Source organism: Stenotrophomonas sp. AS1 (genome assembly GCF_048957655.1).
Taxonomy (GTDB): Bacteria; Pseudomonadota; Gammaproteobacteria; order Xanthomonadales; family Xanthomonadaceae; genus Stenotrophomonas; species Stenotrophomonas bentonitica_A.
The window spans coordinates 33702-60639 of record NZ_JARVXM010000009.1 but is presented as its reverse complement, the minus strand read 5'-3'; the positions used below and the strand labels follow the sequence as shown (position 1 = coordinate 60639).

The following is a 26938-nucleotide window of genomic DNA, read 5'->3' as shown; positions in this document are numbered from 1 at the left end:
CTGCCTGCGGCATACCGGCTGAAGTGGCATGATCGCGCCTGATCGTCCTGCTTTGGAAACGTCCGTGCCCTCCAGTCGGTTCGCCTCCCTGTTGCGCCCCGCGCCGGACTCGGCCGTGGCCGAGAACATACGGCGCGGCAAATCGCCGTGGGTCGATGCGATCCACCTGCTGTGGACGCTGTGGGTGTTCCTGACGCCGTTGTTCGGCGGCGGCTACACCTGGCGCTGGGCGGCGCTGACCCTGCTGACCTACCCGGTGTTCCTCGTGCTGTACGCCGGGGTGCTGCTGGCACCGCGCTGCCACGCGCCGCGCTACGCGCTGTCGATGGTGGTGCTGGGGCTGGTGCCGCTGGCGTGGTACCCCTCGGCAGTGAGCTATTTCATCTTCGGCTGCGTCACGCTGCGCGTCTCGCGCCGCAGTGGCTATGGGCGCTATCTGCTGCAGCTGGTGGGATTGAACGCGCTGTTCGTGGTGGTGGGCTTGCTGGCCCATTACCCTTGGCAGGCGCTGATCTGGATTCCGAGCATGGCGATGATCATCAGCCTGGTGGTCAACTTCGAGACCGCCAGCCATGAACAGGATGCGGCGCTGCAGCTGTCCCAGGACGAAGTGCGTCGGCTGGCGGCGACCGCCGAGCGCGAGCGCATCGGCCGCGATCTGCACGACCTGCTGGGGCACACGCTGTCCTTGATCACCTTGAAGCTGGAGCTCTCGCGCAAGCTGGCCGACCGCGATCCGGTGGGCTCGCGCCGCGAAGTGGCCGAAGCCGAAACGATCGCGCGCCAGGCCTTGGCCGAAGTACGCAGTGCGGTCACCGGGATCCGCGCCAGTGATCTGGCGGCCGAACTCGCCTCGGCCCGGTTGCTACTGGAGTACCAGCATGTGCATCTGCACTACGCGCCACCGCCACCGATGCCCGTCGATATCGAGCGCGCGCTGTCACTGGTCCTGCGCGAGGCGGTGACCAACGTCGCCCGCCACGCGCAGGCGCGGCAGGCGTGGATCACCTTCGAGCAGGACGGGCGCACTTTGTCGATGCAGATCCGCGATGACGGGCGTGGCGGTGCCCACGTGGATGGCAACGGCCTGACCGGCATGCGCGAACGGGTCGCTGCCCTGCGTGGCACCCTGGTGCTGCACGCGGCGAAGGGCGAGGGGACGTCCGTAACGGTCCGCGTGACCTTGCCGGCCGCGACCACGGCGGTGGTGGCGCCTGTGGCGGTGCCGACCGCGCCGTCGCTGCCGGCCCGGGGCGCATCATGATCCGCATCGTGCTGGCTGAAGACCAGGCGATGGTACGCGGCGCGCTATCGGCGCTGCTCGGGCTGGAGCCGGACATCGAGGTGCTGGGCAGTGCCGCAGATGGCGAGGCCGCATGGCGGATGCTGCAGCAGCTCAAGCCGGACATCCTGGTCACCGATATCGAAATGCCCGGCTTGTCCGGGCTGGAACTGGCGCAGCGGATCGCCCGCCAGGGCCTGCCGATCAAGGTGGTGATCGTGACCACCTTCGCGCGTTCGGGCTTCCTGCGCCGCGCACTGGATGCCGGCGTCTGTGGTTACCTGCTCAAGGATGCACCGGCCGAACGCCTGGCCGATGCACTGCGCCAGGTGCAGCACGGCGGCCGCGCGATCGACCCGCAGTTGGCGCTGGATGCATGGTCGCAGGCCGACCCGCTCAACGATCGCGAGCGCCAGGTGCTGCGCCTGTCCGGCGACGGCCGCTCGGCCAGCGAGATCGCCATGCAGCTGGGGCTGTCGCACGGCACCGTGCGCAACTACCTGTCCGAGTGCATCGGCAAGCTTGGCGTGGCCAACCGCATCGAAGCGTACCGGCTGGCGCGGCAGAAAGGCTGGTTGTAGTGCCGGCCGCTGGCCGGCTCCCGTTATTCTCGATCGAGAGGATGCAGAGCCGGCCAGCGGCCGGCACTACCGGGGTGCCGGAGATGCATGCGATCCGATACCACCGGCCAGCGGTCGGTGGTTACCGCGGATCCGTGTCGGTGGGGGAAGTGCCGCCCGGGCCCTTTGCCATCGCCTGGAACACGCCATCGCGGCGCACCCACAGGTGGAACAGCGCGGCCGACAGATGCATCACCACCGTGGCGAACAGCACATACGCCAGCAGGCTGTGGGCGTTGCGCAACGCGGCATACAGCGCCGGGTTGTGCGGCAGGATCGCCGGCAGATGCACGCCGCCGCCCATCACGATCGGGTAGCCACCGGCCGAAAGCATGCCCCAACCGATCAGCGGCATCGCCAGCATCAGCCCGTACAGCACCCAATGCGAAGCATGCGCGGCGGCGGCCTGCCAGGCGGGCAGATCGGCCGGCAGCGGCGGTGGGCGATGCCGCAGGCGGTTGTACAGGCGCACCAGCACCAGCAGCAGGATCGCGATGCCCAGCGGCCGATGCAGATCGATCAGCACCGGCCGCCAGTGCAGCGAGGCAACCATGGTCACGCCCACGAACAGCATCGCCAGGATCATCGCCGCCATCAGCCAGTGCAGGACGCGGGCGAGGAGATTGAAATGGCCGGCATCACGGTTCATCGCGCACCCTCCTTGCCCGTGGCGGCGGGCGCCTTGCCGCTGGCGATTTCGCGCTCGCGGCGGTTGAACGATTGCGAGTACACCGCCGAGCGTGCGGCCAGGATCGGATCATCGGTGCCGGCCACGCCGCTGGGCAGGATCAGCGGATCGTAGTTCAGATCGCGGCAGGCGCCGGTGGCCTGCGGTTGCATGCTGCTCAGCGTCAGCGTGCCGGCCTTCACCTGGCGGCGGTCCTCCGGCCAGACCTGGGAGGGGTCGTTGATCGGGTCGCCGTCGTTGGCGATGGTCACCCACATGTCCCAGCGCACGGGGCCCTGCGCCAGGCGCCGGGCGAACTCCTCGCTGAGGAAATCGTCGTCGGACTGCGCGCGCTGTTCCGGGGTCATGTCCTCGAAGGGCGCCTGCGGCCGCATGCTCCAGCGCACGAAGCGGTGGCTGCCATCGGCGGCGGTGAAGCGGAAACTGTTGACGCCGTTGTAAGCGGTGTTGGCCCAGCTGTTCGACCAGGGGGCGGTCTTGGCCCACTGCTGGAAGGCACGCGCGGACGGGTACTTCTCCAGCACGGCGGCCATCTTCGCCGGGTCCGGTTTGCCGGTGGCCGGGTCCGGGATGCCGGCGCGGGTCTGTTCCAGGAAGGCCTCGGCGGTGGGCACCGCGAAGAACGGGAAACTGTTCATCGCCATGCGCCATTCCTGGCCATCATCGCTGACCAGCTGCAGCGCCATGCTCCGCACGCGGGCCTTGTTGTCGGCGCCATGCGGGTCGCCGCCGCCGATCGAGAGGCGGCCCAGTACCGGCACCTGGCGCTGCCGGAACACGCGTGCCGAACTCAGCGCCGCCCCTTCGGGCGTACCCTGGAAGACACCGCTGACGCACACGCCCTTGGTGTGCGCACGGCGGAAGCCGGGCTGCGGCGGACCGGTCGCCTCGATGGCATCGGTGAAGGTCTGTGCGGTGACGCGGTCGCGGCCGATCCAGCCGGCCAGCCAGGCAAAGGCCAGCACCAGGCCGCCGGCGATCAGGGCGATCAGCGCGATCCACAGCAGCGGTGAGGGAGGGCGTGGACCGCCCGGTTCGCGACCAGCGCGGGTATAGCCGAAGAGCGACATGTCCGGATTCCTGCCTTCACGATGCGTGTGGGGGGGGCGACAGGGGCATGGTGTCAGAACGCGGCGCAGGCCGATATTCACATTTTCGACAACTGTTGAAAACAACGATCCCCGCCGGAGCGGGGATCGTCGGGGTTCAGCCGCTGGTGCGCTGCCTCAGACGGCGTAGCGCGTCTTCAGCATCGCCCAGGCCGAACGCAGCGCCAGCGCTTCGCCACCGGCCGGACGGCCCGGGCGTTCGCCGTCGTTCCAGGCGTACACATCCAGGTGCGCCCAGGTCTGGCCCTCGGCGATGAAACGTTCCAGGTACAGCGCGGCCGTGACCGAGCCGGCCATGCGCGAGCCGGCGTTGGCCAGGTCGGCGATGTTGCTGTGCAGGTAGCGCAGGTACGGGCGCCACAGCGGCATGCGCCAGACCGGATCGCGGGTCGATTCACCGGCCTGCAGCCACTGCTGGGCCAGAGTGTCGTCGTTGCTGAACAATGCCGGCAGATCCGGACCGAGCGCGATGCGGGCCGCGCCGGTCAGGGTGGCGAAATCGAGCACGATCTCCGGCTGCTGCTCGCTGGCGTAGGTCAACGCGTCGGCCAAGATCACGCGGCCTTCGGCGTCGGTGTTGTCGATCTCAATGCTCAGGCCCTTGCGGGTGGCGATCACCTCGCCCGGGCGGAACGCATCCGGACCGATCGCGTTTTCTACCGCCGGGATCAGCAGGGTCAACTGCACCGGCAGCTGTTGGGCCATGATAAGCCCGGCCAGGCCCAGCGCATGCGCGGCACCGCCCATGTCCTTCTTCATGTTGCGCATGCCATCGCCCGGCTTGATGTCCAGCCCGCCGGTGTCAAAGCACACGCCCTTGCCGACCAGCGCAACGTGCGGCTGCCCTGCATTGCCCCAGCGCAGCACGATCAGGCGCGGGGCCCGGTGCGAGGCGCGGCCCACGGCGTGGATGGAGGGGAAGTTCTGCTCGAGCAGGGCATCGCCGGTGATCACCTCGATCTGCGCACCGTGGGCGGTGGCCAGTTCACGCGCGGCGTCTTCGAGCTGCTGCGGGCCCATGTCCTCGGTCGGGGTGTTGACCCAGTCGCGCACGCGCAGGCTGGCGGCGATCACATCGCGCACTTCGGCCGAAGGCGTGGCGGCCAGCTGGGCGGGCGCGCGGTTGGGCGTGCGGTAGCGCGCGAAACGGTAGCTGCCCAGCCCCCAGCCAAGCTGCAGCAGGGTCTCGATCTCCGGCGCCAGCGCGTCGGCCAGTGTCCACACGGTGCCTTCCGGCAGCGCGAACGGTGCATGCGCGTAGCTGTAGACATCGCCCGGGTCGCCGACACCGACGATCGCGCCGGCCAGGCCGTGCTCGCCGGGCAGCAGCACCACGCTGCCACCGCTGCCGTTGAAGCGCTGCGCATCCAGCCACGCGCCGAGCGCGTCGGACTGCCGTGCGCGCCAGCCGGCGTACTGCTCGCGGGTCATCACATGCAGCGGCAGCGCATGCGAGGTATCGGACGTGAAACCGTTGATCTGGGACATGGGATTCGAAGGCTCCTTGGGCGGCCGCTCAGGCATGCGGGACGGATGCGTTCGCATCCAGCCAGTCGGCCAGCCCGGTCAGGGTGTCGAACTGCAGATCGGGCTGCAGTGAAGGATGAGTCCAGGTGTGCTCGACGCGGTTGATCCAGCAGCCGCGCAGGCCCGCCTGCATCGCACCGACCACGTCCATCTCGGCGTGGTCGCCGACGTGCAGCACGTGGGCGGGGGCGACCCCCAGGCGCTCGCAGGCGGCGTGGAAGATGCTGGCGGCCGGCTTGGCCGCGCCGTGCTCGCGCGAGCCGAGCTGGAAGGTGAAGTGGTGCGATACGCCGATCCGCTGCAGGTCGGCATTGCCGTTGCTGAGGGCGGCCACCGGCACGCGCGCGGCGATCCGGGCCAGCGCGTCCATGGCATCAGGATAGAACTCCACCTGGTTGCGCGCGGCATAGAACGCTTCATAGGCCGGTTCCAGCAGGGCCGGGTCGGCGCCGCTTTTCTCCAGCGCCTCGCTCAGCGTCAACCGGCGCAGCGCGCTCAGGTCGTAGTGCAGATGCGGGTTGTCATGGAAGGAGCGCTCGCGCAGTTCACGCATCGCCGCCACCGGGTACATCGCGGCGGTGGCGGGGCTGTGCTGGAGCATCCACTCGTACAACACCTGGTCGATGCGGGCGCCGATGGGGGCGAACGGCCACAAGGTGTCGTCGAGGTCGAGGGTGATGGCTTGGACGGGAAAATTCACCCCGCCATTCTACGCCTGCGCGCGCGGGCTTTCATCGCGCGCGCAGGGAGTGCAGGGCTGTGCTTCAGCGCAGGTCGTAGGAACAGCTGATGGATGCCTGCCCGTCCTGCTGCCGCACGTTCAGGTCATGTCGACCCACCTCCAGGGTGTAGTCGCCAGCTACGCTGTCGCCCATCTTCGCCAGCGCGGCGATCTGCTCGACGCTGGCCGTGCTGAAGTAGGCGGTGTAGCTGTCAACGCCGTCCTCGCCGCTGGCGCCGTCGTACAGGTACAGGCGGTTCACCGGCTGGCCCAGCACAAGCAGCGGCGTGGTCAGCGCATACTCGCCATCGGACAGCTCGCCGTACGCCTGCAGCTCGGTCGGCTTGAGCACCTTCGCCAAGGCAGCGAACTGCGCGGGCGTCAGGTGACGCTGGCAGGTGACCGCCTCGACCAGCTGGCGGCCGGCAGCCTCGGCGCTGGGCGGGGTTGCGGCGAACGTCGGTGCGGTGAGCGTGACAAGGCCGGCGAGGGCAAGACAACGGACAGAGAGAGAAGACATCAGGGCCAGGATCCATCCAGAAAAGTGCGGGTAGTCTGGCAGCATCGGAGATTGCGCGGCGAGTCTGTCCCGGGCCTGACAGGCTTACTCCAGCAGCCGCGCCCAGCCCTGCGTGCCGTCCAATCGTGCCAGTACCAGCTTGATGCAGACCAGCAACGGCACCGCCAGCAGCAGGCCGACCATGCCCCACAGCCAGCCGAATACCATCAGGGCCAGGATCAGGATCAGCGGCGAGATCGCCATCCGGCGGCCGAGCACGATCGGCGTCACCACCTGCCCTTCCACCGTATGCAGGGCGAGATAGCAGGCCGCCGGCAGCAGCGCCTTGAACGGATCGCTGAATTCCACAAAGCCCATCAGCAACATCAGTGCCACGCCGATCAGCGGCCCCACATAGGGCGCGAAGTTCAGCAGGGCGGCCACGGTGCCCCAGAGCAGCGCCTCCTGCAGCGAGATGCCGAGCAGCAGCAGGATGCCGGAGAAGACCAGGCCGACCAGCGTGTTGATCACCGTGATGGTCAGGACATACCGGGAAACCTCGCGCTCGATCGAGCGCAGGATGTCGGCGGTGAACCGTTGCTGCTGGCGGCTGGGGAACAGGGCGATGGCGTGCTTCTGCAGGCTCTGCCCGTAGATCATGAAGAACAGGGTCAGCAGCACCACCGCCAGCACCGAGGCAGCCAGGCGTGGTGCGCGGGTCAGCACCTTGTAGGGATCATCGAGCTGGGTGCGCACGATCTGCACCCGGCGGCTGCCTTCGCCCCCGGCCACGCGCGCGAAGTTCTCCGCGGCCTGGTTGGCCTGCTGCACCGGCTTGGTCAGGTTCTGCACCTGGCGGGCGACCTTGCGCAGCTGCTGCGGTGCTTCCTGGGCCCATTCCATCGCCGGGCCGACCAGCTGCACGCCGAGCGCGGCGGCGCCGCTCAGGCCGACGCCGAGCACCAGCACCGCGCCGAGGAACCGGGGAATCCAGATCTTCTGCAGCATCCGCAGGATCGGGTTGCCGACCAGCGCGAAGAACATCGCCAGCAGGATCGGCAGCACCACGTCCTGTGCCGCCCACAAGGTGAAGGCGACGGCCAGGGTGGCCAGGATCACCAGCGACATCGGGGCGCGCGGGCGCGGCGCGGGCGGTGCGACGACGGCTTCGGCAGAAGGGGGAACCGGGACGCTCATTCGGGTCGCACACGGGAAAGGAGCGCCATTATTGGGCAAGCCGGGTGCGCGTGGCGTGTGGGGTGCGTGCAAACGAAGAAAGGCCCCGCGGCAGCTGCCGCAGGGCCTTCGGAAGATGCTGCCGACCGCAGTGCGATCAGCGTTCGGACAGATCCGTGGCTGCTTCAGCCGGTTGCGGCTGGGACGGCGAGGCCGGATCAACCCGCCGCTCCGGCCCGAGCCGTGGCGCTGCCGGTGCCGGTGCCGGTGCGGCCTGACGCGGGGACTGATCGGCCGCGTCATCCACCTTGTCTGCGGCCTGCTCGGCGGTATCGGCCGCTTCGCTGGCCTGCATCGAGGCGAACGCGGCCTGGGTGCTGGCGACCAGATTGGAGACCGAGCCGATCATCTGCAGCCATCGCGCGCCCTGCACTTTCGCACCGAGACCGGTGGGCTCCAGCTTGCCGGCCAGGAAGCCGCCGGCGAGACCGACGGTGATGATCCGCAACGGCGTCCATCCGGCGCGCCAGACGCTGCTGAGGGTGAACCAGCTGCTGCGGGTTTTCTCGACCCGCACCGCCACCACCAGCTCGGCGCGCTGGACACGTTGCCGCAACGCTTCGAAATTCATCGCTTCACCCCCGTGGTATCCACGTCGGCATCGGGATCTTCATCGCTGGGTTCGTCATACAAACCCAGCCGCGACAACTGGCGCCGCGTGGCATGCATGCCGGTATGGCGGAAGAAGAACGACACCCGCCACATCGCGTAGCCGGTGACCAGCAGGCTGACGATCGACGTGATCAGCAGCGAATGGAACCAGGACAGGCCCCAGCGCTGCATCAGGGCAATCAGCGTACCGGCCAGCAACAACCAGGCCGATGCACCGAACACGATCGCCACGCCGGCCCAGGCCAGTGCCCGGCCAAACGCGCTGCGCGCCAGCGCGAAATCGGCCGAAGCCAATCGTCGCAGGGAGCGCAGCGTGTGCTTGGCCGAATCGACTGTCTCACGGCCGGCCTCACCGACCTGACGGATGCTCTCGTCCAGGCGTGGTGCTTTTTCACCGCTGTCCGGTGGCGGGGTATCCGCGCCACCGGGAGCGGTCGACTGGGCTTGATCGCTCACGCCGCTGCTTACTTGTCGCCGCCGCTACGGGCCAGCTTGGCGATGATCCAGCCGGCCGCGAAGGCGACGCCGAAGGAGGCCAGCGGGCGCTCGCGGATCAGTTCAGCGGCGCTGTCGACCAGGTCCTTGCCCTTGTCCATCAGTGCATCGACCTGTTCCTTGGCGGCGGCACCACCGAACTCGGCCGCGGCCAGGCCGGACAGCGCGGTATCGGACAGTTCGGCCTTGACGTTGGCCTTGCCGATGCGCAGCTCGTCACCGGCAGCACCGGTCGCGCCCTTGATGGCACCGCCGGCAGCGGTGGCGGCCGACTTCAGGTGCGAGCCGGCTTCGCCCAGGTGTTCCTTCAGGTTCTCGGTATTGGTGGGGCTCATCGTGTTTCTCCTGCTATGCGATGGGGAAGGTGACCGCGGACGATCCGACGGCAACGAACACAAGGTAATAGCACCGGCCGGGTGTAAGCCACGTTACGGCTGCCGCCGCGTTCAGCGCATCACCAGCTGGCCACCGCCGTTTCCACGGATGATCCGCAGCACCAGCTGGGACGGACGCTGCTGGAAGTTGGCACGCCAGCTGGCGAGATCGGCAAACTCACCTGCCGTCGCCGCGGTGATCACATCGCCCTGCGCCAGCCCGGAGTTGGCGGCGCGGCTGCCGCGTTTGACCTCGCTGACCAGCACGCCACTCACGCCGGCCTGGCGCAGCGACTCGGGCAGATCGACGAAGGTGGCACCGCTCAGGCGCGGGTCGAGCGATTCCCCGGTGACCGCGCGCGCCTGCTCCTTGAGCGTGGCCTTGATCTGCAGCGGCTTGCCCTCGCGGCGCACGTCCAGGGTCAGCGTGCTGCCGACCGGCTGCAGGCCTTCCACGTTGTGCAGCGCCTGCGCGCTGTCCACGCGCTGGCCGTTGGCCGACACCACCACATCGCCCGGCTTGAGGCCGGCAGCGGCGGCACCGGAGCCGGCCAGCACGCGGGTGACCAGCGCGCCGCGCGTCTCGGTCAGGCCCAGGCCCTGCGCGATCTGCTGGGTCAGGTTCTGCGCCTCGATGCCGAGCGTGCCACGCACCACCACGCCGTGCTTGACCAGCTGGTCCACGACGTCGCGCGCCAGGTTGGAGGGGATCGCCAGGCCCAGGCCGATATTGCCGGCCATGCTGCCCTGCGGGTTGAAGCTGGCGGTATTGATGCCGACCAGCTGCCCTTGCAGATTGACCAGCGCACCGCCGGAGTTGCCCGGGTTGATCGAGGCATCGGTCTGGATGAAGTTCTGGTAGCCCAGCCCGCGGATGCCGCTGCGCCCCACGGCCGAAACGATGCCGGAGGTGACCGTCTGGCTGAAACCGAACGGATTGCCGATCGCCACCACGAAGTCGCCGACGCGCAGCTGCGCGCTGTCGCCGAGCTTGATCTCGGTCAGGTTGCCGGTCGGAATCCGGATCAATGCGACATCGGTATCGGCATCGGAGCCGATGAATTCCGCCTTGACCGTGCGCCCGTCGGCCAGGGTCACCTGCACGTCGTCGGCGTTGTCGATGACGTGGTGGTTGGTCAGGACCAGCCCCTCGGCGGCATCGATGATCACACCCGAGCCCAGCGATTCGTTGATGCGCTCCTGAGGCACTTCGGGGAACAGCCGGCGGAAAAAGGGATCGTTGAAGTAGGGGTTGCGCACCCGTACCACCTGCTTGGTGTTGACGCTCACCACGGCCGGCATCACCCGTTCCAGCATCGGTGCCAGCGACGGCACCGCCTGGCCGGCGACCGCTGCGGGCAGCGCGGCCGTGGTCGGGATCGTATACGCGGCCGGCGCCGCCTCGGCACGGTTGTCCAGGTGCGCATTGATGGCCGTGGCAGTGAACCCGCCGAAGGCAGCGGCGAGGGCGAGCGTGAGCAGGGTCGGGAGCGGTCGCATGGTCCGGCGGTTCCGTGTCGGAGGGGACGGGGCAGGGGAAAACACGTATACGGTAATTCAACCTGAATGAGTGTGTCCGCTACCGGCTAAACCCTGGATGAAATTCATTGCCGGCGTCGTCGCGCCGCACGACGGATGGGCGCCGGCAGCCAGGGCGATGTGTGCCGCTGGCCACCTGCAGAGCGGGTGCGCCACGATACCCGCGGCAGGGGAAGAACGTACCGGCAGGCGCGTCCATCGGCCGCGCCCGCGCCATCCAAACCAGCGCAAATACGCAGTACGAGGGCACGGAATGGATCAACTACGACGATCCATCATTGCATCGCCGGGCGCGGCGGACATGCGCATCGAGACACATCGCATGCATCTTCTGCGGGAACGCCGATGCTGTTTTCAAGGGGTTTCGTGCACGCGGCCGGTGCGTTGCTTGCTGTCGCCGATGAGGGTGCTACTGTCGACTTGGCACGTGCATCGCATCAAGACCGTTCCACGATGGACCGCGCCGGTATAGCATCGCCAGCGATTTGACTAACCAGGCCCCTTAGGAGGCACTCAATGAGCAACGGTAATGGTGTGACCACGGTTCTCTCGCAGACCGTCGAAGATGCAAAAGAAACCGCCACCAACGTCGGCGAGACCATCGCACACGTAGCGGAAGATGCAGTGGCTTCGGTCAAGAAGACCGCCAAGCGCGCGCGCAAGGCTGCCACCACCCAGGTCGCCAAGGTCAAGAAGGCCGTGACCAAGGTCGAGAAGACCGTCGCCAAGAAGGCTGACAAGGCGGCCAAGTCGGTCGGCAAGACCCTGGCCACCGCCAAGCAGAAGCTGGAAGCGGCCAAGAAGAACGCCAAGGCCGAAGCCACCGCGATCAAGAAGCAGGTCGCCAAGAAGAAGGCCACCGCTGAAAAGGCCGTGACCAAGACCACCAAGGCTGCCGGCAAGAAGGCCACCACCGCCAAGAAGGCCGTGACCAAGAAGGCGGCTGCTGCCAAGAAGACCGTGACCAAGAAGGTCGCCACCGCCAAGAAGGCCGTCGCCAAGAAGACCGCGACCGCCAAGAAGGCCGTGACCAAGAAGACCGCCGCCGCCAAGAAGACCGTCGGCAAGAAGGTCGCCGCTGCCCGGACCGCTGTTGCCAAGAAGTCGGCGACTGCCAAGAAGGCCGTGACCAGGAAGACCGCAGCGGCCAAGAAGGTTGCCGGCAAGAAGACCGCCGTCGCCAAGAAGACCGTCGGCAAGAAGGTCGCCACCGCCAAGAAGGCCGTTGCCAAGAAGTCGGCGACCGCCAAGAAGGCCGTGACCCGGAAGACCGCGACCGCCAAGAAGGTGGCCGGCAAGAAGACCGCCGTCGCCCGCAAGTCGGTCGGCAAGAAGGTCGCCACCGCCAAGAAGGCCGTGACCAAGAAGACCGCAGCGGCCAGGAAGACCGTCGGCAAGAAGGTCGCGACCGCCAAGAAGGCGGTGGCCAAGAAGGCCCCGGCCCGCAAGGCCGCTCCGGCCAAGCGTGCTGCGGCCAAGCCGGTTGCCCGCAAGGCACCGGCCAAGCGCGCGCGCAAGTAAGTCGTCCTAACGTGCTGCTCCTGCCTGAGGGCGGGAGCGGCATGGTGGGCACGGCCACGTGCCCGTCCCGGTCATTTCGGCGGTTCCGGTCGAGCGCATCGCGTCACTGTGCGATCAGGCTCCCGGATCATGCCCCACTGTTCCGTCTCTTCCTCGAATCCTGCGCTCGGTCGACGTTTGCTTGACGGTGCTTCCCTGCGTCTGTTGCTAACCTGACCGGCAGACGTCCACGGGAAGATGCAATGCGCGGTCTCGACTTCACCTCCTGGCAGGCCATGCTCTCCACCCTGGCTGGGCTGGCGATCATCACCCTGATCGGTGTCGGCATACGGCTGCTGGTCATGCAGACCATGCAGCAGCGCCGCGAGCGTGAGAACCGGCAGATCAACGAACGACTGCGCACGCTGATCGCGGCTTACAAGGTCCTGGGCGGTTCGTTCACCGGCACGCTCGATGTCGATCCTCGCCATCGCCGCGATTTCCGCGCGCTGCCCGGCGGCAGCGAAGCCGGTGATGCGCTGCACCTGCCGGCGGAGGCCGAGAACGGTGGCGAGCGTGCGCGGCGGATCCGTGATGCGGTGGAAGCGGCCCTGTCGGACATCGTCCTGCTGGGCACCGACGAGCAGGTGCGCCTGGCCGCCCACGCCGCCAACGAGATGGCCCAGGGTCGCCTTGTTCCCACGGCCGAGCTGGTGGTGTCGCTGCGCGACTTCATTCGTCAGGCGCTGGATCTGGATCCGATCCCGGCCTCGGTCACCATTCCGCGCCAGGGTCCCGCACGGCCCTCGGCCGGTGCGAAGGGCAAGGGCGATGCGGGTGACAAGGGCGGTGGCAAAGGGGGCGGAGGCGGAGGGATGGGCGGTGGAGGCGGGGGTGGCATGGGAGGAATGGGAGGAATGGGCGGTGCTGGCATGGGGGGCGGAGCGGAGGATGCCGCCGATACCCATCGCTGAGCGAGGCGCGTCACCTCACGGCGAGGCGGCCGCCCCGATCCGGTAGGGCGGCGGCGTCGCGCCCATCAGATGCGTGACGAAGTAATCCCACATCCGGCGCATGTAGTAATCGTCGTTGCGGAACAGTTCGTGGTCCTGGTTGGGCAGGTAGAGCAGGTCGTAGTCCTTGTTGGCCAGCGTGAGGGCGCGCGCCAACTGCAGGGTCAGCGCCGGCATCGCGTTCTCATCCAGGTCGCCGTAGACCAGCATCAGCCGACCCTGCAGGCGATCGGCCAGTGCATCGTTGGCCAGCGGCTGGAACAGCGCTGGCACTGCATCCGGTGCTGGGCGCACGGCGGTGCCGTCTGCATAGACCGGCTGGCCGCCGACCAGGCGGTCCATGCCGTGGATCGCGCCGCCGTACATGCCCTGGAAGCTGTGGCTGCCGGCCGAAGCCACGCCGACTTTGTAGAAGGTCGGATGACGCAGCAGCGCACGCGCCGCACTGTAGCCGCCGAAGGAATGCCCATAGATGCCGACCCGCGTCGGGTCCATGCCCGGATAACGTACGGCAAGCGCGCCGATCGCCGCGACGTGATCGTCCAGCTGCAGATCGGCCGCGCTCAGGAAGCTGGCATCGTGGAAAGCCTTGGAACGTCCGGGTGTGCCACGCGCATCGATGCTCACCACCACGAAGCCGAGCTGGGCCAGGCTGGAGCGCGCGACGGGGTTCATCGTCGCGGTGGCGTCGACGAAGCCCACCGGGGTATTGGTGATGTGCGGTCCGCCGTACATGGCATCGATGACCGGATGCCGTCCGTCCTCGCGGTAACCAGGCGGCAGATAGACCGTGGCCTGCAGTTCGGTGCGTCCATCGGCGGCCAGGACACTCACCCGCTGCGGTGGCGTCCAGCCGGCGGCGCGCACGGCGCGGTCGTCGCCGCGCTCCAGTTCCAGCACGACCCGGCCATCGGCCGTTGAGCGCAGCACGCTGACTGGCGGCTGGTCCACCCGCGAGTAGCCATCGACCACGTACGCCGCCGAGGGCGACAACAGGTGGGAGGGACGCCCGCCCATGAGCACACCGGTTCCGCCATCGATCGCATGATCGGCCGCTTCAGGTGTGAGAAGGACCGGCGCCCCACCATCCAGCGACACGCGGTACAGGCGTCGTTGATACGGATCACCCGGCTCGCGCCCGCCCGCAGTGAACAGCACCTGGCGACGCACCTCATCGACGCCGACCACATCGCGCACCAGCCATGCGCCCTTGGTGAGCTGGCGGACCACACGTCCATCGCGTCGATCGACCAGGTACAGATGGCCCCACCCATCGCGCTGCGAGAACCAGACGATGCCGTCGTCGTGCTGCAGGACATGCACCGCCGGCCGGTTGTAGGGATAGCTGTTGAGCTGCACGCGGGTATCGCTGCGCTCCTCCTGCACGGTGCGCACGCTGCCGGTACTGACATCCACCTCGACCAGACGCAGCCGTGCAGGGTGGTCATAGCGCGCGATCGCCGTATAGACCTTGTCGGCATCGGCCGACCAGCCCCAGCACGCCAGCTTCGGTCAATGCATGCCAGCCCTCGGGAACGGAGATGCTGCGTGTGGCGCCATCCACCTCGCTGACGAACCACGCATCGCGGACCTGCTCGACGTCGCCCAGCAGGCCCAGCCGTACTTCGTGCACGACCGGGCGGAAGCCGGTGGCCGGCGCGGTGGCCAGGTAGGGATAGGGCAGGACGCGGCGTTCGTCGTAGCGCACGCCGAACAGGCGCTGGCTGTCCGGAGACCAGGTCACCGCGAACGGTGGTATCTGCATCCGGCCTTCCCGGCGCGGAATGCCGCGCAATGCAAAATCGGGCAGTACCCCATAGCCGTACGAAGGCTCACCATCAAGAGTGAGCGCCCGTCGTTCGCCGTCGGCGCCGCGCCGCAGCCACAGATTGTCCTGCTCGACCCGCACGCTGTGCCGACCGTCAGGCGCAGGCAGGTCGCGCGGATCGGCGGCAGGCGATGACTGCACCTTGCACGGCATCGGCAGCGTGCATGCCGCCACCCGCTGTGCGTCCACGCGCAAGGTAATCCGTAGTCCATCGTCGCCGCTGGCGACGCGGTCCACCTGCTGCATGACGTTGCCCGGATCAGCGACCCCGGCAGCCTGCAGCGCCGTACGCATCACGTCGTCGTCAAACAGCGCCGCGCGCGTGGAGCCCACCGGATCGACCAACACGTAGCCGGTGCGGCCATCGTCCTCTTGGCGGGCATACCAGAAGCGGCCGTCCTGCAGCCAGCGCGGCGCGACGCTGGCATTGCGGACCTTGCCGCGCAGCTGCTGGTCGAGCACGCGCTCGGCGCGCTGGTACTGCACCAGGCCCGGCGCCTCGGCCCCGGCCGGTGGGCTGGTGATCGCGGTGACCGCCACGCCGAGAAAGAGCAGACAGTGAAACATCCCCGAACGTGGTGCGGCCATGCGTATCGCTCCCTGATGACGGTCGCCCCGCAGGCGGCATCGTCATCATGGCGCGCGCTCCTGCCAGCCTGGAGCACCGAGCATGCCGGTGCTCCAGCGCGCACTCAAGCGGCGCTGCGGCAGCGGGTGCGCCCCTCGGGGCCCCCGCTCACTGTGTCAGTTCCACCACCGGCACGAAGCCACCGTAGATCATCCGCTTGCCGTCGAACGGCATCGGATTGTTCTCCGGGTTCATCCGCGGGTCCTCCATCATCTTCTGCATACCGGCATCGCGGGTGGCTTTGTCCGGCCATTCGATCCACGAGAACAGCACGGCTTCATCGTCCTTGGCCGCCACCGCGCGATGGAAGTCGGTCTGCTTCCCATGCGGGACATCGTCGCCCCAGCACTCCACCACGCGCAGCGCGCCATGCTCGATGCAGATCGCATCGCCCATGTGCGCGTGTTCCAGGAATTTCGCTTTGTTCGCGGTCGGCACGGCAAGTACAAAACCATCGATGTAGGCCATGGCAGAGCTCCAGATGACGCGCCGGGATGGGCGTCTTCAAGACATACGACGAACCGGGGGACGGAATCTCGACACTGCGCCCGCTGGCCTTTGCGGCCAGTGAAGTTGTCCAGACGGGTCATGGAGTGAACAAATTCAGCATCCGCTACGTCCTTTAGGGCTGCCTTTGGGACAAATGTCAGAAAAGTCTGAGTCATTGAGGGGAACATCCTGATAGTCCAGCTGACGCATTCAGCTCATGATGGCCTTGCCGGGCAGGACGCCCCACGGCGCCCTGCGGTCCAACGCCCCACGGCACGGACCTCGGTGCATCCAGGAGGATGGACGCGTTAGCCGATAACTCCCCAAGAGCGGCTTCCCCAGCGCGTGACGCCCCGAAAGGGCACCGTCGTGACCAGAATCCTTTCCGGCGCCGTCCACCTGCGCGCCGCGCCTTCCCCTTTGCATGACGCCCCCGCGTGATCCCCGCGGCAACGGGCGCTCACGCCGTCCTCGCCTGGAAAAAGTCACGCGCGTATGCCAGAGCGCGTCTGAACGCCGCCCCAAAATTCACTTTTGTGGACGCGGTCAACTTCAGGGCGGGTTGTGTCGAATAACGGAGAATTTACATTCCCGATGCAGTCCGGCCTCCATGCCGGGTGCAAGTAGTCCAAGACATAAAGGTGTACCCCATGAAGACTTCGTTGATTGCTCTGGCCCTGGCCGCCGCCCTCCCGTTCACCGCTTCGGCGGCTGAAGGCCTGTCCTACAACTATGCTGAAGCCGACTACGTCAAGACCGACGCAGATGGCGGCAAGGCCGATGGTTGGGGCGTGAAGGGTTCCTACGCCTTCCACCCGAACTTCCACGCCTTCGGTGAGTACAACCAGCAGAAGACCGACATCGGCGACTTCAAGATCGACCAGTGGCGCGTGGGCGTTGGCTACAACCAGGAAATCGGCAACAGCACCGACTTCGTGGGCCGCGTCGCCTACAACAAGTTCGACCCGAAGGAAGGCCAGGACTTCAACGGCTACAGCGCTGAAGCCGGTATCCGTACCGCCTTTGGCCAGCATGCCGAAGTCTATGCCATGGCTGGCTACGAGGATTACAGCAAGAAGCACGGCGTCAATCCGGATGGCCAGTTCTACGGCCGCCTGGGTGGCCAGGTGAAGTTGAACCAGAACTGGGGCATCAACGGCGACATCAAGATGGATCGCCATGGTGACAAGGAATGGTCGGTCGGCCCGCGCTTCAGCTGGTAATTCCAGCGTGACCGCATCGCCACGCGCCTGACCGGCGTGGCAGGAAAGGCCCGGCATTGCCGGGCCTTTTTCGTGGGCGCGATCCAGGCACGGGGCCCGAGGGATAATGAAGCACCGCCATGGAGATGCCCGATGCCCCCGTCCTCTGACCTGCAGCACCCACGCCTCGGCTGCGGCGCCGTCATCCAGCGCGATGGCGCGATCCTGCTGGTCCAGCGCGGGCGTCAGCCTGAGCAGGGCCACTGGGGCCTGCCCGGCGGCAAGGTCGATTGGATGGAGACGGTCGAAGATGCCGTGGTGCGCGAGGTGCAGGAGGAAACCGGGCTGCGCGTCGCAGTGACGCGTTTGCTGTGCGTGGTCGACCACTTCGAGCCGACATTGGGGCAGCATTGGGTGGCCCCGGTGTATCTGGTGCGTGCGCTCGACGCGACCGTCGCATCGGTGAAAGAGCCCGAGGCGTTGCTCGGGCTGGGCTGGTTCATGACGGATGCGCTGCCGGCGCCGCTGACGCTTTCTGCGCGGAAGGCCCTGGAACACCTCTCGATCGCGAACTGAGCTGCACCGTGGCGGCGCTCAGCGCCGCGCCGCCGCCCCATCGCCGCGCGCCACGGCCTCCACTTCAGCCAGGCTGGTGACAGCGCAATCGCCCGGCGTGGACATCGCCAGCGCGCCATGCGCGGCGCCCAGGTCCACCGCTGCCTGCTCGCCCTTGCCGCTGAGCAGGGCATGCACCACACCGGCCACGAAGGCGTCGCCACCGCCGACACGGTCGAGCAGGTCTACTTCGCGCGCGTCGGAGACATACAGCTGCGCCCGCGTGCGCAGCGCACCGGCCCACCCATGCCGGGCCGCCGTGGCGGCGTCGCGCAGCGTGAACGCCACCGCCTGCAGCGCCGGGAACTGCGTCATCGCGCGCACGGCGGCTGCCTCGGCCGGACCGACATCCATCGGCGTGTGGCGGCGACCGAGATCGCTCAGGTCCATGCCCAGGCATGCGGCGAACGAATACTCATCGCCGATCAGCAGATCGCATTCGGCGGCGATGGCGCAGTTGGTGTGCCGCGCGGCCTCCGGGTCCGGATGGCTGTTCCAGAGGCTGGCGCGGTAGTTGAGATCGTAGGAGACCGCCACGCCGTGCCGGCGCGCAGCACGCACCGCCGCAATTGCCGTCGCCGCGCTGTGCTCGGACAGGGCGGCGAAGATCCCACCGGTATGCAGCCAGCGCACGCCGTGCTGGCCGAACAGCGCGTCCCAGTCGAAGGCCTCCGGCTGCAGTTGCGAGGCCGCCGAGTACGCGCGGTCGGAAATGCCCAGCGGCGCACGCGCCCCGAAACCACGCTCGGTGAAGTTCAGGCCCATGCGGGTGTTGCGGCCGATGCCATCGTAGTCGCGCCAGAGGATCTGGCTGGCATCCACGCCACCGGCCTGGATCAGCTGCTGGGCGAGCAGGCCAAGCTCGTTGCGCGGCAGGGCGGTGAGCACCCCGGTGCGGTGTTCGAACGTGCTGCACAGGCCACGCGCCACGTTGTACTCGCCGCCGCCTTCCCACACGGTGAACTGGCGCGCGCTGCGGATCCTGCCCTCGCCGGGATCGAAGCGCAGCATCACTTCGCCCAGCGCCAGTGCGTCCCAGCGCTGGCCGTTGTCGGGTGCGACAACGAAGGTCTGGGCCGTCATCGTACCGGGCACCCGAGCAGGGCCAGATCGATGCCGTCGGCCATGCGCCGGTAGCCTTCATCGTTGGGATGCAGGTGATCGCGGGTGATGTCCTCGGGCAGGTTCTCCGGGTTGGCCGGGTCGCGCAGGATCCGGTCGAAGTCGATCAGGCCATCGAAGCCGCTGCGGCCACCGCGCATCCAGGCGTTGAGGGTGGTGCGGGTGGCGGCCGCGATCGGCTCGTAGCGGTCCGAACCACCGAACGGCGTGATCGTGGCGGCGATCGGGCGGATGCCGTTGCTGTGCAGGCGTTCGGCGATCTGCCGGTAGCCCAGCACCATGTCCTCGGCGTTGCGGCCGGGCACGGGTGGGGTGCCGCCGTCGTGGCGGATGTCGTTGATGCCTTCGAACAGGATCACGCGGTCCACGTTCGGCAGCGCGATCACGTCGCGGTCCAGCCGCGCCAGCGCGCTGTGGCTGCGGCCATGGTCCATCACCTTGTTGCCGCTGATGCCGGCGTTGACCACCACCACCTGGTCCGGGCAGGCCTGCTGCAGGCGGGCGGACAGCAGTGCGGGCCAGTCGCCGTTGCTGCCGCGGGTGGCGGTGGCCCCTTCGGTGATGGAGTCGCCCAGGGCCACCACGACGATCGGCTTGCGGGTGCGTTCGGCCAGCACGGCCGAGACCACGTTCTGCCGGTAGGCGAGTTTGACCGCATCGCCGACCGTGGCAGCGCGGCCCTCGGCAATGCGCAGCGCGGTACGCCGGACGGCCGGGCGGGTGGCATCCGGGAAGTACACGGTGAGCGAGACGTCGGCCAGCGCCGGTGCGGTGATCGCGACCGGGTCGCTGAGCAGGGCGGCGCCGACCGGCACCACCACCTCGCCACGTCCATTGAAAGTGACCGGCCTGGCCGCGTTGGCGGTGCCGGTGAGGTGGGCCGAGGCACTGCCGATATGCAGCGGCGCCTGGCCGAGTTCATTGCTGATGCGGAAGCGCAGCGCCCTGGCCGAACTGGCCAGGCGCATGTCCTGGCGCACGGTCTGGTTGGCAAACTGCACCGGGGCTTCGGGGGTGCCATCGAGACGGTCCGGGGCCGGCGAGGCGGTCCAGGCCGGCACCCAGACCTGGGCCTGGGCGGGCAGCGCCGCAGCGCTGGTAGCGAGTGCAAGAGAGAATGCAGTGATCCAGCGCAGCATGGCGGCCCTCCCAGGCGGTCAGCAGGTCAATCAGGAGAAGTAGGTGCCGCCGTTGACGTCGACATTGGCACCGGTGATGAAACCGGCGGCGTCCGAAGCGAGGTACACCGCGGTATCGGCGGCTTCCTGCGGACGGCCCTGACGGCGCAGCGGCGTATTGCCGGCCACCGCGGTGCGCACTTCCGGCTTGGTGAATTCATCATGGAAGCGGGTCGCGATCATGCCGCAGCACAGCGCGTTGACGCGGATGCCGCGCGGCCCCAGTTCCTTGGCCATGGCACGGGTGAAGGTCATCACCGCGGCCTTGGCGGTGGCGTAGATCGCCGCGCCGGGGCCACCGCCATCGCGGCCGGCCTGCGAAGCGAAGTTCACGATCGCGCCGCCTTCGGGCATGTGCGGTACCACCGCATGCGTGGTCAGGTAGACCGAGCTCATGTTGAGGTCCATCACCTTGTGGAAGAAGGCCTCATCGATCTCGGCCAGCGGACGGCGCTGGACCATGCCACCGGCGACGTTCACCAGCACGTCGATCTGCGGGCCGAACGCGGCCTGGGTCGCGGCGACCATCGCCGCCACCGCCTTGGCATCGGTGACATCGGCGCGATGCACGATCGCGGTGCCGCCGGCGGCTTCGACCTGCTTGAGGGTCTCCTGCGCGCTGGCTTCGTCGTTGGCGTAGTTGATGCACACCTTGGCACCGGCCGCGGCCAGCTTGAGCGAGATCTCGCGGCCGATGTCACGGCCGCCACCGGTGACGATCGCCACCTTGTCCTTGAATTGGGTCATGAAACACTCCTGTGATGCGTTGGGGGAAAGGGAAGAAGGGAACTCAGCGGCGCTCGACCGGGCCGTGGATTTTTTCCACGCGACCGGTGACCAGCCACAGCGCCAGCAGGGAGGCCGGCACCAGGGCCGCCACCAGGATGAAAATCGGTGCGTAGGAGTCGTGGGTCATCGCCGGCACCAGCCAGGTGGTGATCAGCGTGCCGGCCACCGCGGCCATGCCGCCCAGGCCAGCCACCGAGCCGACCGATTTGCCGCTGAAGATGTCGCCGGGCAGGGTCTGGATGTTGCCGATCGCGATCTGGAAGCCGAGCAGCACGAAAGCGATGGTGATCACCGCCCAGACCGGATCGGTGGCCAGCACCGCACCGATCAGCGCCGGGGCCATGATCGCGCCGCCCAGGGTGATCACCACCTTGCGGGCTTTATCCACGCTCCAGCCGGCACCGATCAGACGGCCGGACAACCAGCCGCCGCCGAGGCTGCCGATCATCGCGCCTACGTAGGGCACCCAGGCGAAGATGCCGATCTGCTTGATGTCGAAACCGAAGGTATCGGCGAGGTAGATCGGCAGCCAGGACACGAACAGCCACCAGATCGGGTCCAGGAAAAACCGCGAGATCAGGATGCCCCAGGTCTGGCGGTGGCCCAGCAGCTGGCGCACGTTCGGTACGTACTCGGCCACCGGCACCGCCGGCTGCTCGGTCGGCGCATCCAGGATCAGTGCACGCTCGGCCGCGCTTACCCACGGGTGTTTGTCCGGGCCGGCGCGGTAGATGATCAGCCACGGCAGCAGCCAGATGAAACCGATCGCACCGATCAGGATGAAGGTCCCGCGCCAACCCAGCCACAGGAACAGCACGGCGATCAGCGGCGCGGAGATGATCGCGCCGATCGAGGCGCCGGCGTTGAACACGCCCTGCGCCAGTGCGCGTTCCCGCGCCGGGAACCACTCGGCATTGGCCTTCACCGCGCCCGGCCATGCACCGGCTTCGCTGATGCCGAGCATGGCGCGCACAATGCTGAAGGACAGGATGGAGTGGGTGACCGAGTGCAGCGCGATCGAAATCGACCACACCGCGATCGAGAGCGCAAAGCCCAGGCGCGTACCGATGATGTCGAACAGGCGCCCGAACACGAACTGGCCGGCGGCGTAGAACAGCATGAACACCGTGACCAGCAGCGCGTAGTCTTCCTTGGTCGCGCCGACATCCTGCGAAATCTGCGGCCACATCACCGCCAGCGCGTTGCGGTCGATGTAGTTGATCACCGTGGCGACGGCGATCAGCGCCACGATCAGCCAACGGACATAGGTGCGGGCCTGCGTGGTGACCTTCATTTGCTGTCCTTGCCGGTGGCGGTATCGAAGCGCTTCCAACCGCCGTCCCAGCGCCAGCTCTGGCCATCGCCACTCACTTCATGCGATCCGCCCTGGGTGGGGTCGTCGGCGATGCCCAGCGCCAGCCGCTTGCCGCCGGCCAGGTCGAGCACCAGCACATCCGCATCCTTGCCACGGTAGTGGGTGAGGCGATCGATGCGGCTGTTGGCGCCGCGCACGGTCTCGGCGGTGCCGTCGTACTGGCCGTGCGGTTCGAGCACACCGTAGAACGTGGTGGCGGCCTGGCCATCCACGCGCTGCAGCAGCATCGGCTCACGGCGCAGGTTGAACGATGGATCATTCGCGCCGCTCTCGCCGATCAGGGCGCGCGAGGGTGCGGTGCTGGCGAACCGGTAGGTATAGAAGCGACCGTCCAGCAGCCAGGTCAGGCTGCGCGCATCGCGGGTCGGCTCGCTGGCCGCATCGACCCACACATGCTGGTAGCCGTTGGCCTTGCCCAGCACCGGACGCGCGGCGACGGCGGACTGGGTCTTGAAGCCGACGTCCATGATGTGCCCATTGAAATGCAGCGGCAGGTCATAGCGCGCGGCCTTGCTGCCGGTGACGCGCAGCAGGTCCAGCACCACCGGCTCGCCCAGCGATGGGTGCGAGAGCAGCGCCTGGGTGCGGGTGAAGCTGACCCCGTCGTAGGCGCCTTCCATCCGCGCGGAGGCGATCTGGGTATCGTCGCTGACCGCGAACAGCAGCGGCGTCGGCGCCAGCGGCTGGCCCTTCTTCCAGTCGCCACCGAAGTGGCTCTGCTCGTTCACCACCAGCGTGTTGTGCGCGATGGTCTGCCGGGCCCAGCTGTTGTTTTCCGGCAGGTAGATGCCACCGGCCTTGGCCTCGATGTTGAGGAAACGCGCGGCACCGTAATCGGTGACCACGCGCTGGCCGTTGTCGTAGAACAACCAGTTGAGCTTGTCGAAGTGGCCGTGGCCCATGCCCTGCTTGGTGTTCTTCATCACCAGCGCCTGGCCGTTCTCGCCGCCCATGCGCAGGATCGCCAGGCCGCCCTCGGTGCCATCCGGGCCATCGCGCAGCAGGGTCGGCACGAACGCAAACGGTTTGGCCTTGTTCTCCGCCAGCGCCTGGGCCACCTGCAGGCCTTCCGGCGAGAGCAGCACGCGCTTCTGCATCCTGGCTACCGACAGCAGGCGGGCATCGCGGGTCTGCGCGTAGGCGATGTCGATGCCGGCCACCAGTTCCTCGGTGTCCAGGCCTTTGTCGAGGATGGCGTCGTTGATCGGGATGAAGTAGCCGCCGTAGCTGCTCTGCACCAGCGCATCGACCGCCTTGAGCAGCACCCCGTCGCGGCGCTTGAAGATGCCGCGCTGCGGTTCGTTGCGCTCGATCGCGTTGGCGAACAGGATGAACGGCGCCAGCGCATACCGCTGGTAGTACGGGCCTTCCTCGTAATAGCCATCCGGCGAGAACAGCTGGTCGACCTGCTTGAGGAAGCCGGCGCTGCCATCGCGTTTGCTGCCCTGCAACGCCTTGTCGACGTAGCTGGCATCGCGCAGCACGTAGCCGGTCATGCCCACGGCCGCCACGGCCCAGGTGGCGTGGTTGTGGATCTTGTCGAAGTTCTCCGGCGTGCCGGACAGGAAATCGGCCATCGCGCGGAACACGTTGTCGTCGATGGTCGTGCGATCCGCGTCACTGAGCGTGTCGCGGATCGCGTCGTAGCCCTGCGCCGCGCTGACCAGCCACACCGAATCGTTGAGGGTCTGCCAGAACAGCCGGCCGGGAATCTGGCCGCGGCCCTGCGGGTGCGCGCCCAGCCCCGGGTAGAGCTTGGCGTAGCCCAGCAGCAGGTCGCGGGCGAAGGTGGCGTAGGCCTTGTCGCCGGTCAGGCGGTACAGCGCGCCGGCGGCCTGGATGGCCTGGTAATTGCGCTTGTGTTGTTCGTGCGTGTAACCGCCGCCCTTGTCCTTGGGCACCGGCACGTCGATGCCGGCCTTCATCATCGCGCGCACGCGCTGTTCGGCGCGCTGCTGTTCCTTGGCGAACAGTGGCGAGCGCGCACCCTCGGCACGCATCTGCGTCCACTGCGCAGCAATGACCAGCACCGGTGCGGTGGCGGACGCCGCGGGCGCCTGCCGGACGGCGGGTGCGGCCTGTGCGGCGGGCAACGCAGCCCCGCCAAGCGTGGCGGCAAGCAGCAGCATCAGGGGCGGGGCGTGATTCATGGCAGGGCCTCAACAGGGGTATCGGACAGCAACGGCGCGGTGGCCGTCAGCGGGTTGTCGCCCATGCGCAGGGTCGGTTCCCCGACGCGATGGCTGAAACGGATGCGGCCGCTGCGGTCGAAGCGGTTGTCGCGGATGCTGGCGAACTGCACGCCATGCAGGCGCAGGCTGGTGTCATCGGCGACGCCCACCTGCTCGAACTGGTTGCCGTGCACCTGCAGGGCCGGGCCGAAGGTGCTCTCGTCGGTGCCACCGCGATACAGGTTCAGGACCGGCCCACCGGTGCGGCGGAAGCGGGAGTCCAGCAGATCCACCTGCTCGGCGTTGTAGGTGCCCAGATCATCGGTCTCGGCGGCCGCGGCGATCACGCTGCCGGTGATGTCCTCCACCGTGACGTTCGAGAGCGCGATCCGCGCGGCCAGGCTGCCCTTGCCGGTGGCGATCACATCGAAGGCCTTGTTGGCGGTCAGCCCGTGCACGTGGCTGTCTTCCAGCAGGAGCGTGTAGTTGAACGCCTGGCTGCCCGGCGGCACGCGGATCACCGCATTGCCGGCCGCATCCGGTGCGAGCGCACCGTCGATGTCCAGTCGCGCCAGTCGCAGCGAACCCCCCGCACTGATCTCGAACAGGCTGGGCCGCGAGAACTGCACGCTGGCCTGGCCACGCGCGGGACCTGCCACGCTCCAGGGATGGTCCACCGCGAGCACCTGGCTCACGGTGTAGCGGCCACGCTGCAACTGCAGCCGGTCGCCCGGGGCGCTGGCAGCCACGGCGGCGGTGAGGGTGTCCTCCCCCGGCGCGACCGTGCGTACCGCGCCGCTGTCCAGGGCGGTGGTGGTCAGCGTCTTGGGGTACCAGTCCACGCCGACCTGGTCGCGGGTGATCGGGGCCAGATCGCGCGGGGCCCCGGCATCGATCGCCGCGGTGGGGTAGAGCAGGCCGTTGGGCGCGCGCTGCAGGGTCAGGGACTGGCCGCTGACACCGCCGGGGAAGCCGGGCGATACGGCCGGGCTCTGCACGTTGCCGGCGAAGGTGATGCCGGAGAGGTCACCCTGCGCGCGCAGCAGCTCGCGTTTGCCATCGCCGATGAACAGGTTGCCGGCGATGCGGCTGTTCACCGGCATCGCATTGCGCTCCTCATCCAGCCCCGCGCCCAGCAGCACGGTGCCGACCTGGATGAAGCTGTTGCGTTCGATCACCGCGTGATCGATCTGCTCGTACCGGTTCAACGGCGCGTCGTGGGTACCGGCCATCACACTCAAGGCCGCGGCGAAGTTGTCGCCCGCGATGCCTTCGAAGTAGTTGTCGCGCACGGTCTGGTGGCGGTTGATCACACGCACCCCGCCGGTATGCGCCTTGCCATGGCCGAGGAACACATTGCGTTCGACCCGATTGCCGTGGCCGTGACGCAGCACCAGCGAGCCGCGCGAGTCCTGGAAGACGTTGCCCCGGTAGATGTTGCCGCCGGACTTGTTGGAGACGATCTCCACCTCGCCATCGCACTGCTCGAACCAATTGTTCTCCACCACGGTGCGCGAATCGGACTGCGAATCGTGGCTGGTGCCGATGCGCATCGTCTCGCCGCCGTTGGAACCGAGGTTGGGGCGCGGGCCGAACCAGTTGTGGTCGATGCGGTGCTGGTTGTCCAGGCCGCTGGTGGCGTTGCGCACCACCACCAGGGTGGTGCCTGCATTGGTCTTGCCGACCAGCTGGTTGTGGTCGAAACGGTTGTGCTGCCCGTACAGCGCCACCCAGTGATCGGACTGCTGGCGGTCCGGTTTGTTGTAGCGGTCGATCACGATCCCGCTGACCCGGCTGTGGTTGGCCCACTCACTGGCCGACCGCCGGAACGAGACCACTTCGCCACCGGGCGCCCAGCCATCGCGGAAGACCAGGTTGGACACCTCCAGATGCTCCCCGGCCAGACGCAGCTGGGATTGGCCGCTGAGAATCACCTTGCCGGGGGTCTGGGCCGTCAATCTAATTGGTTGACCAATTTTGCCGGTTCCCCGGAAAAGCAGGTCCACGTCACGCCAAACGCCGTCGGCCAGAATCACCGTATCGCCGGGGGCAAGCGCGCGGGTGGCGTTGGCATAGGCAGTGGCGTCGCGCACCAGGTAATCGGCGGCCGTGGCCGGGAATACGGCCAACGACAGGCTCAACAGCAGGGCGTTGGCCATGGGACGCAGCACCATCGGTGCATGCGAGTGTTGCAAAGTCACGGGGTTACCCTCCCAGATGAACCGTGGCGACTGACGCGAACCACGATCCTAACAGGTTGCCGGGCGCGAGCGTCAACCACAATCACATACCACTTTAGGCGCATGTGGTCTGCGGTTTGCGCATT

At 67.8% G+C, this 26938-nt stretch carries 23 protein-coding genes and 1 pseudogene; 6 read left to right on the top strand and 18 right to left on the bottom strand.

Annotated features, from left to right (window positions below; genetic code table 11):
• The first annotated feature begins 28 nt into the window (after positions 1–28).
• Both PV764_RS17390 and PV764_RS17385 read left to right on the top strand, forming a co-directional pair.
• A complete protein-coding gene (locus PV764_RS17390; RefSeq protein ID WP_421117164.1) occupies positions 29–1264 on the top strand; it encodes a sensor histidine kinase in 1236 nt (411 codons plus the stop codon).
• On the top strand, positions 1261–1863 hold the full coding sequence (locus tag PV764_RS17385) for a response regulator transcription factor (protein ID WP_019185539.1): 603 nt from the start codon (positions 1261–1263) through the stop codon (positions 1861–1863). The genes PV764_RS17390 and PV764_RS17385 overlap by 4 nt, the downstream gene beginning before the upstream one ends.
• A gap of 121 nt (positions 1864–1984) precedes the next feature.
• Here the strand turns inward: PV764_RS17385 and PV764_RS17380 are convergent, their stop codons facing one another.
• The 10 genes from PV764_RS17380 to PV764_RS17335 form a co-directional block, all read right to left on the bottom strand.
• On the bottom strand, positions 1985–2551 hold the full coding sequence (locus PV764_RS17380) for a cytochrome b (RefSeq protein WP_019185540.1): 567 nt from the start codon (positions 2549–2551) through the stop codon (positions 1985–1987).
• Positions 2548–3660: a catalase family peroxidase gene (locus PV764_RS17375; RefSeq protein ID WP_019185541.1), complete on the bottom strand. Its 1113-nt coding sequence runs from the start codon at positions 3658–3660 to the stop codon at positions 2548–2550. The genes PV764_RS17380 and PV764_RS17375 overlap by 4 nt, the downstream gene beginning before the upstream one ends.
• Positions 3661–3816: 156 nt before the next feature.
• Positions 3817–5187, bottom strand: coding sequence for a M17 family metallopeptidase (locus PV764_RS17370; RefSeq protein WP_046274361.1), 1371 nt, complete (start codon positions 5185–5187; stop codon positions 3817–3819).
• Between the two features lie 28 nt (positions 5188–5215).
• Positions 5216–5926: an HAD family hydrolase gene (locus PV764_RS17365; protein ID WP_019185543.1), complete on the bottom strand. Its 711-nt coding sequence runs from the start codon at positions 5924–5926 to the stop codon at positions 5216–5218.
• 64 nt (positions 5927–5990) lie between these two features.
• A complete protein-coding gene (locus PV764_RS17360; RefSeq protein ID WP_421117163.1) occupies positions 5991–6467 on the bottom strand; it encodes a hypothetical protein in 477 nt (158 codons plus the stop codon).
• A gap of 84 nt (positions 6468–6551) precedes the next feature.
• Complete coding sequence (locus PV764_RS17355) at positions 6552–7643, bottom strand: AI-2E family transporter (RefSeq protein ID WP_046274360.1); 1092 nt, start codon at positions 7641–7643, stop codon at positions 6552–6554.
• Positions 7644–7779: 136 nt separating this feature from the next.
• Entirely contained in the window at positions 7780–8253 is a 474-nt protein-coding gene (locus PV764_RS17350; RefSeq protein ID WP_399619924.1) for a protein sip-5, read from the bottom strand.
• Complete coding sequence (locus PV764_RS17345) at positions 8250–8750, bottom strand: phage holin family protein (protein ID WP_019185547.1); 501 nt, start codon at positions 8748–8750, stop codon at positions 8250–8252. The genes PV764_RS17350 and PV764_RS17345 overlap by 4 nt, the downstream gene beginning before the upstream one ends.
• Before the next feature lie 8 nt (positions 8751–8758).
• The gene (locus tag PV764_RS17340; protein WP_019185548.1) at positions 8759–9124 is read right to left on the bottom strand and encodes a hypothetical protein; all 366 of its coding nucleotides are present in this window, start codon (positions 9122–9124) and stop codon (positions 8759–8761) included.
• A 111-nt stretch (positions 9125–9235) separates the two neighbouring features.
• Positions 9236–10663: a Do family serine endopeptidase gene (locus tag PV764_RS17335; protein WP_399619928.1), complete on the bottom strand. Its 1428-nt coding sequence runs from the start codon at positions 10661–10663 to the stop codon at positions 9236–9238.
• A gap of 555 nt (positions 10664–11218) precedes the next feature.
• Between PV764_RS17335 and PV764_RS17330 the strand changes: the two genes are divergently transcribed.
• Together PV764_RS17330 and PV764_RS17325 are read left to right on the top strand one after the other, a co-directional pair.
• Entirely contained in the window at positions 11219–12223 is a 1005-nt protein-coding gene (locus PV764_RS17330; protein ID WP_421117162.1) for a histone, read from the top strand.
• A 242-nt stretch (positions 12224–12465) separates the two neighbouring features.
• Positions 12466–13176 (top strand): hypothetical protein, encoded by a 711-nt coding sequence (locus PV764_RS17325; RefSeq protein WP_046274108.1) that lies wholly within the window; start codon positions 12466–12468, stop codon positions 13174–13176.
• Positions 13177–13191: 15 nt separating this feature from the next.
• Here PV764_RS17325 and PV764_RS17320 read toward each other — a convergent pair.
• Positions 13192–15610, bottom strand: a pseudogene (locus tag PV764_RS17320) (DPP IV N-terminal domain-containing protein).
• Positions 15611–15779: 169 nt separating this feature from the next.
• Positions 15780–16139: a DUF1428 domain-containing protein gene (locus PV764_RS17315; RefSeq protein ID WP_019185562.1), complete on the bottom strand. Its 360-nt coding sequence runs from the start codon at positions 16137–16139 to the stop codon at positions 15780–15782.
• Positions 16140–16810: 671 nt separating this feature from the next.
• Between PV764_RS17315 and PV764_RS17310 the strand changes: the two genes are divergently transcribed.
• Both PV764_RS17310 and PV764_RS17305 read left to right on the top strand, forming a co-directional pair.
• On the top strand, positions 16811–17383 hold the full coding sequence (locus PV764_RS17310; protein ID WP_019185563.1) for an Ax21 family protein: 573 nt from the start codon (positions 16811–16813) through the stop codon (positions 17381–17383).
• Positions 17384–17515: 132 nt separating this feature from the next.
• On the top strand, positions 17516–17938 hold the full coding sequence (locus tag PV764_RS17305; protein ID WP_019185564.1) for an NUDIX hydrolase: 423 nt from the start codon (positions 17516–17518) through the stop codon (positions 17936–17938).
• An 18-nt stretch (positions 17939–17956) separates the two neighbouring features.
• Here the strand turns inward: PV764_RS17305 and PV764_RS17300 are convergent, their stop codons facing one another.
• The 6 genes from PV764_RS17300 to PV764_RS17275 are packed head-to-tail and all read right to left on the bottom strand — an operon-like array spanning position 17957 to position 26813.
• Entirely contained in the window at positions 17957–19060 is a 1104-nt protein-coding gene (locus PV764_RS17300) for a sugar kinase (RefSeq protein ID WP_046274109.1), read from the bottom strand.
• Positions 19057–20238 (bottom strand): GDSL-type esterase/lipase family protein, encoded by a 1182-nt coding sequence (locus tag PV764_RS17295; RefSeq protein ID WP_046274110.1) that lies wholly within the window; start codon positions 20236–20238, stop codon positions 19057–19059. The genes PV764_RS17300 and PV764_RS17295 overlap by 4 nt, the downstream gene beginning before the upstream one ends.
• Before the next feature lie 30 nt (positions 20239–20268).
• On the bottom strand, positions 20269–21024 hold the full coding sequence (locus PV764_RS17290) for an SDR family NAD(P)-dependent oxidoreductase (RefSeq protein WP_019185567.1): 756 nt from the start codon (positions 21022–21024) through the stop codon (positions 20269–20271).
• A gap of 43 nt (positions 21025–21067) precedes the next feature.
• A complete protein-coding gene (locus tag PV764_RS17285) occupies positions 21068–22360 on the bottom strand; it encodes an MFS transporter (protein WP_019185568.1) in 1293 nt (430 codons plus the stop codon).
• On the bottom strand, positions 22357–24591 hold the full coding sequence (locus tag PV764_RS17280) for an oligoalginate lyase (RefSeq protein WP_421117161.1): 2235 nt from the start codon (positions 24589–24591) through the stop codon (positions 22357–22359). Before PV764_RS17280 ends, PV764_RS17285 begins: the two co-directional genes overlap by 4 nt.
• Positions 24588–26813, bottom strand: coding sequence for a polysaccharide lyase 6 family protein (locus tag PV764_RS17275; protein WP_421117160.1), 2226 nt, complete (start codon positions 26811–26813; stop codon positions 24588–24590). Before PV764_RS17275 ends, PV764_RS17280 begins: the two co-directional genes overlap by 4 nt.
• Positions 26814–26938: the final 125 nt, after the last annotated feature.

Excerpts from the sequence above, each read along its gene's own strand:
- PV764_RS17330 (WP_421117162.1), top strand. The coding sequence starts at position 11,219 with ATGAGCAACGGTAATGGTGTGACCACGGTTCTCTCGCAGACCGTCGAA.
- PV764_RS17285 (WP_019185568.1), bottom strand. The coding sequence starts at position 22,360 with ATGAAGGTCACCACGCAGGCCCGCACCTATGTCCGTTGGCTGATCGTG.
- PV764_RS17355 (WP_046274360.1), bottom strand. The coding sequence starts at position 7,643 with ATGAGCGTCCCGGTTCCCCCTTCTGCCGAAGCCGTCGTCGCACCGCCC.
- PV764_RS17315 (WP_019185562.1), bottom strand. The coding sequence starts at position 16,139 with ATGGCCTACATCGATGGTTTTGTACTTGCCGTGCCGACCGCGAACAAA.
- PV764_RS17385 (WP_019185539.1), top strand. The coding sequence starts at position 1,261 with ATGATCCGCATCGTGCTGGCTGAAGACCAGGCGATGGTACGCGGCGCG.
- PV764_RS17370 (WP_046274361.1), bottom strand. The coding sequence starts at position 5,187 with ATGTCCCAGATCAACGGTTTCACGTCCGATACCTCGCATGCGCTGCCG.
- PV764_RS17360 (WP_421117163.1), bottom strand. The coding sequence starts at position 6,467 with ATGTCTTCTCTCTCTGTCCGTTGTCTTGCCCTCGCCGGCCTTGTCACG.
- PV764_RS17340 (WP_019185548.1), bottom strand. The coding sequence starts at position 9,124 with ATGAGCCCCACCAATACCGAGAACCTGAAGGAACACCTGGGCGAAGCC.
- PV764_RS17295 (WP_046274110.1), bottom strand. The coding sequence starts at position 20,238 with ATGCTGCGCTGGATCACTGCATTCTCTCTTGCACTCGCTACCAGCGCT.
- PV764_RS17380 (WP_019185540.1), bottom strand. The coding sequence starts at position 2,551 with ATGAACCGTGATGCCGGCCATTTCAATCTCCTCGCCCGCGTCCTGCAC.
- PV764_RS17280 (WP_421117161.1), bottom strand. The coding sequence starts at position 24,591 with ATGAATCACGCCCCGCCCCTGATGCTGCTGCTTGCCGCCACGCTTGGC.
- PV764_RS17375 (WP_019185541.1), bottom strand. The coding sequence starts at position 3,660 with ATGTCGCTCTTCGGCTATACCCGCGCTGGTCGCGAACCGGGCGGTCCA.
- PV764_RS17305 (WP_019185564.1), top strand. The coding sequence starts at position 17,516 with ATGCCCCCGTCCTCTGACCTGCAGCACCCACGCCTCGGCTGCGGCGCC.
- PV764_RS17335 (WP_399619928.1), bottom strand. The coding sequence starts at position 10,663 with ATGCGACCGCTCCCGACCCTGCTCACGCTCGCCCTCGCCGCTGCCTTC.
- PV764_RS17350 (WP_399619924.1), bottom strand. The coding sequence starts at position 8,253 with ATGAATTTCGAAGCGTTGCGGCAACGTGTCCAGCGCGCCGAGCTGGTG.
- PV764_RS17300 (WP_046274109.1), bottom strand. The coding sequence starts at position 19,060 with ATGACGGCCCAGACCTTCGTTGTCGCACCCGACAACGGCCAGCGCTGG.
- PV764_RS17390 (WP_421117164.1), top strand. The coding sequence starts at position 29 with ATGATCGCGCCTGATCGTCCTGCTTTGGAAACGTCCGTGCCCTCCAGT.
- PV764_RS17290 (WP_019185567.1), bottom strand. The coding sequence starts at position 21,024 with ATGACCCAATTCAAGGACAAGGTGGCGATCGTCACCGGTGGCGGCCGT.
- PV764_RS17310 (WP_019185563.1), top strand. The coding sequence starts at position 16,811 with ATGAAGACTTCGTTGATTGCTCTGGCCCTGGCCGCCGCCCTCCCGTTC.
- PV764_RS17325 (WP_046274108.1), top strand. The coding sequence starts at position 12,466 with ATGCGCGGTCTCGACTTCACCTCCTGGCAGGCCATGCTCTCCACCCTG.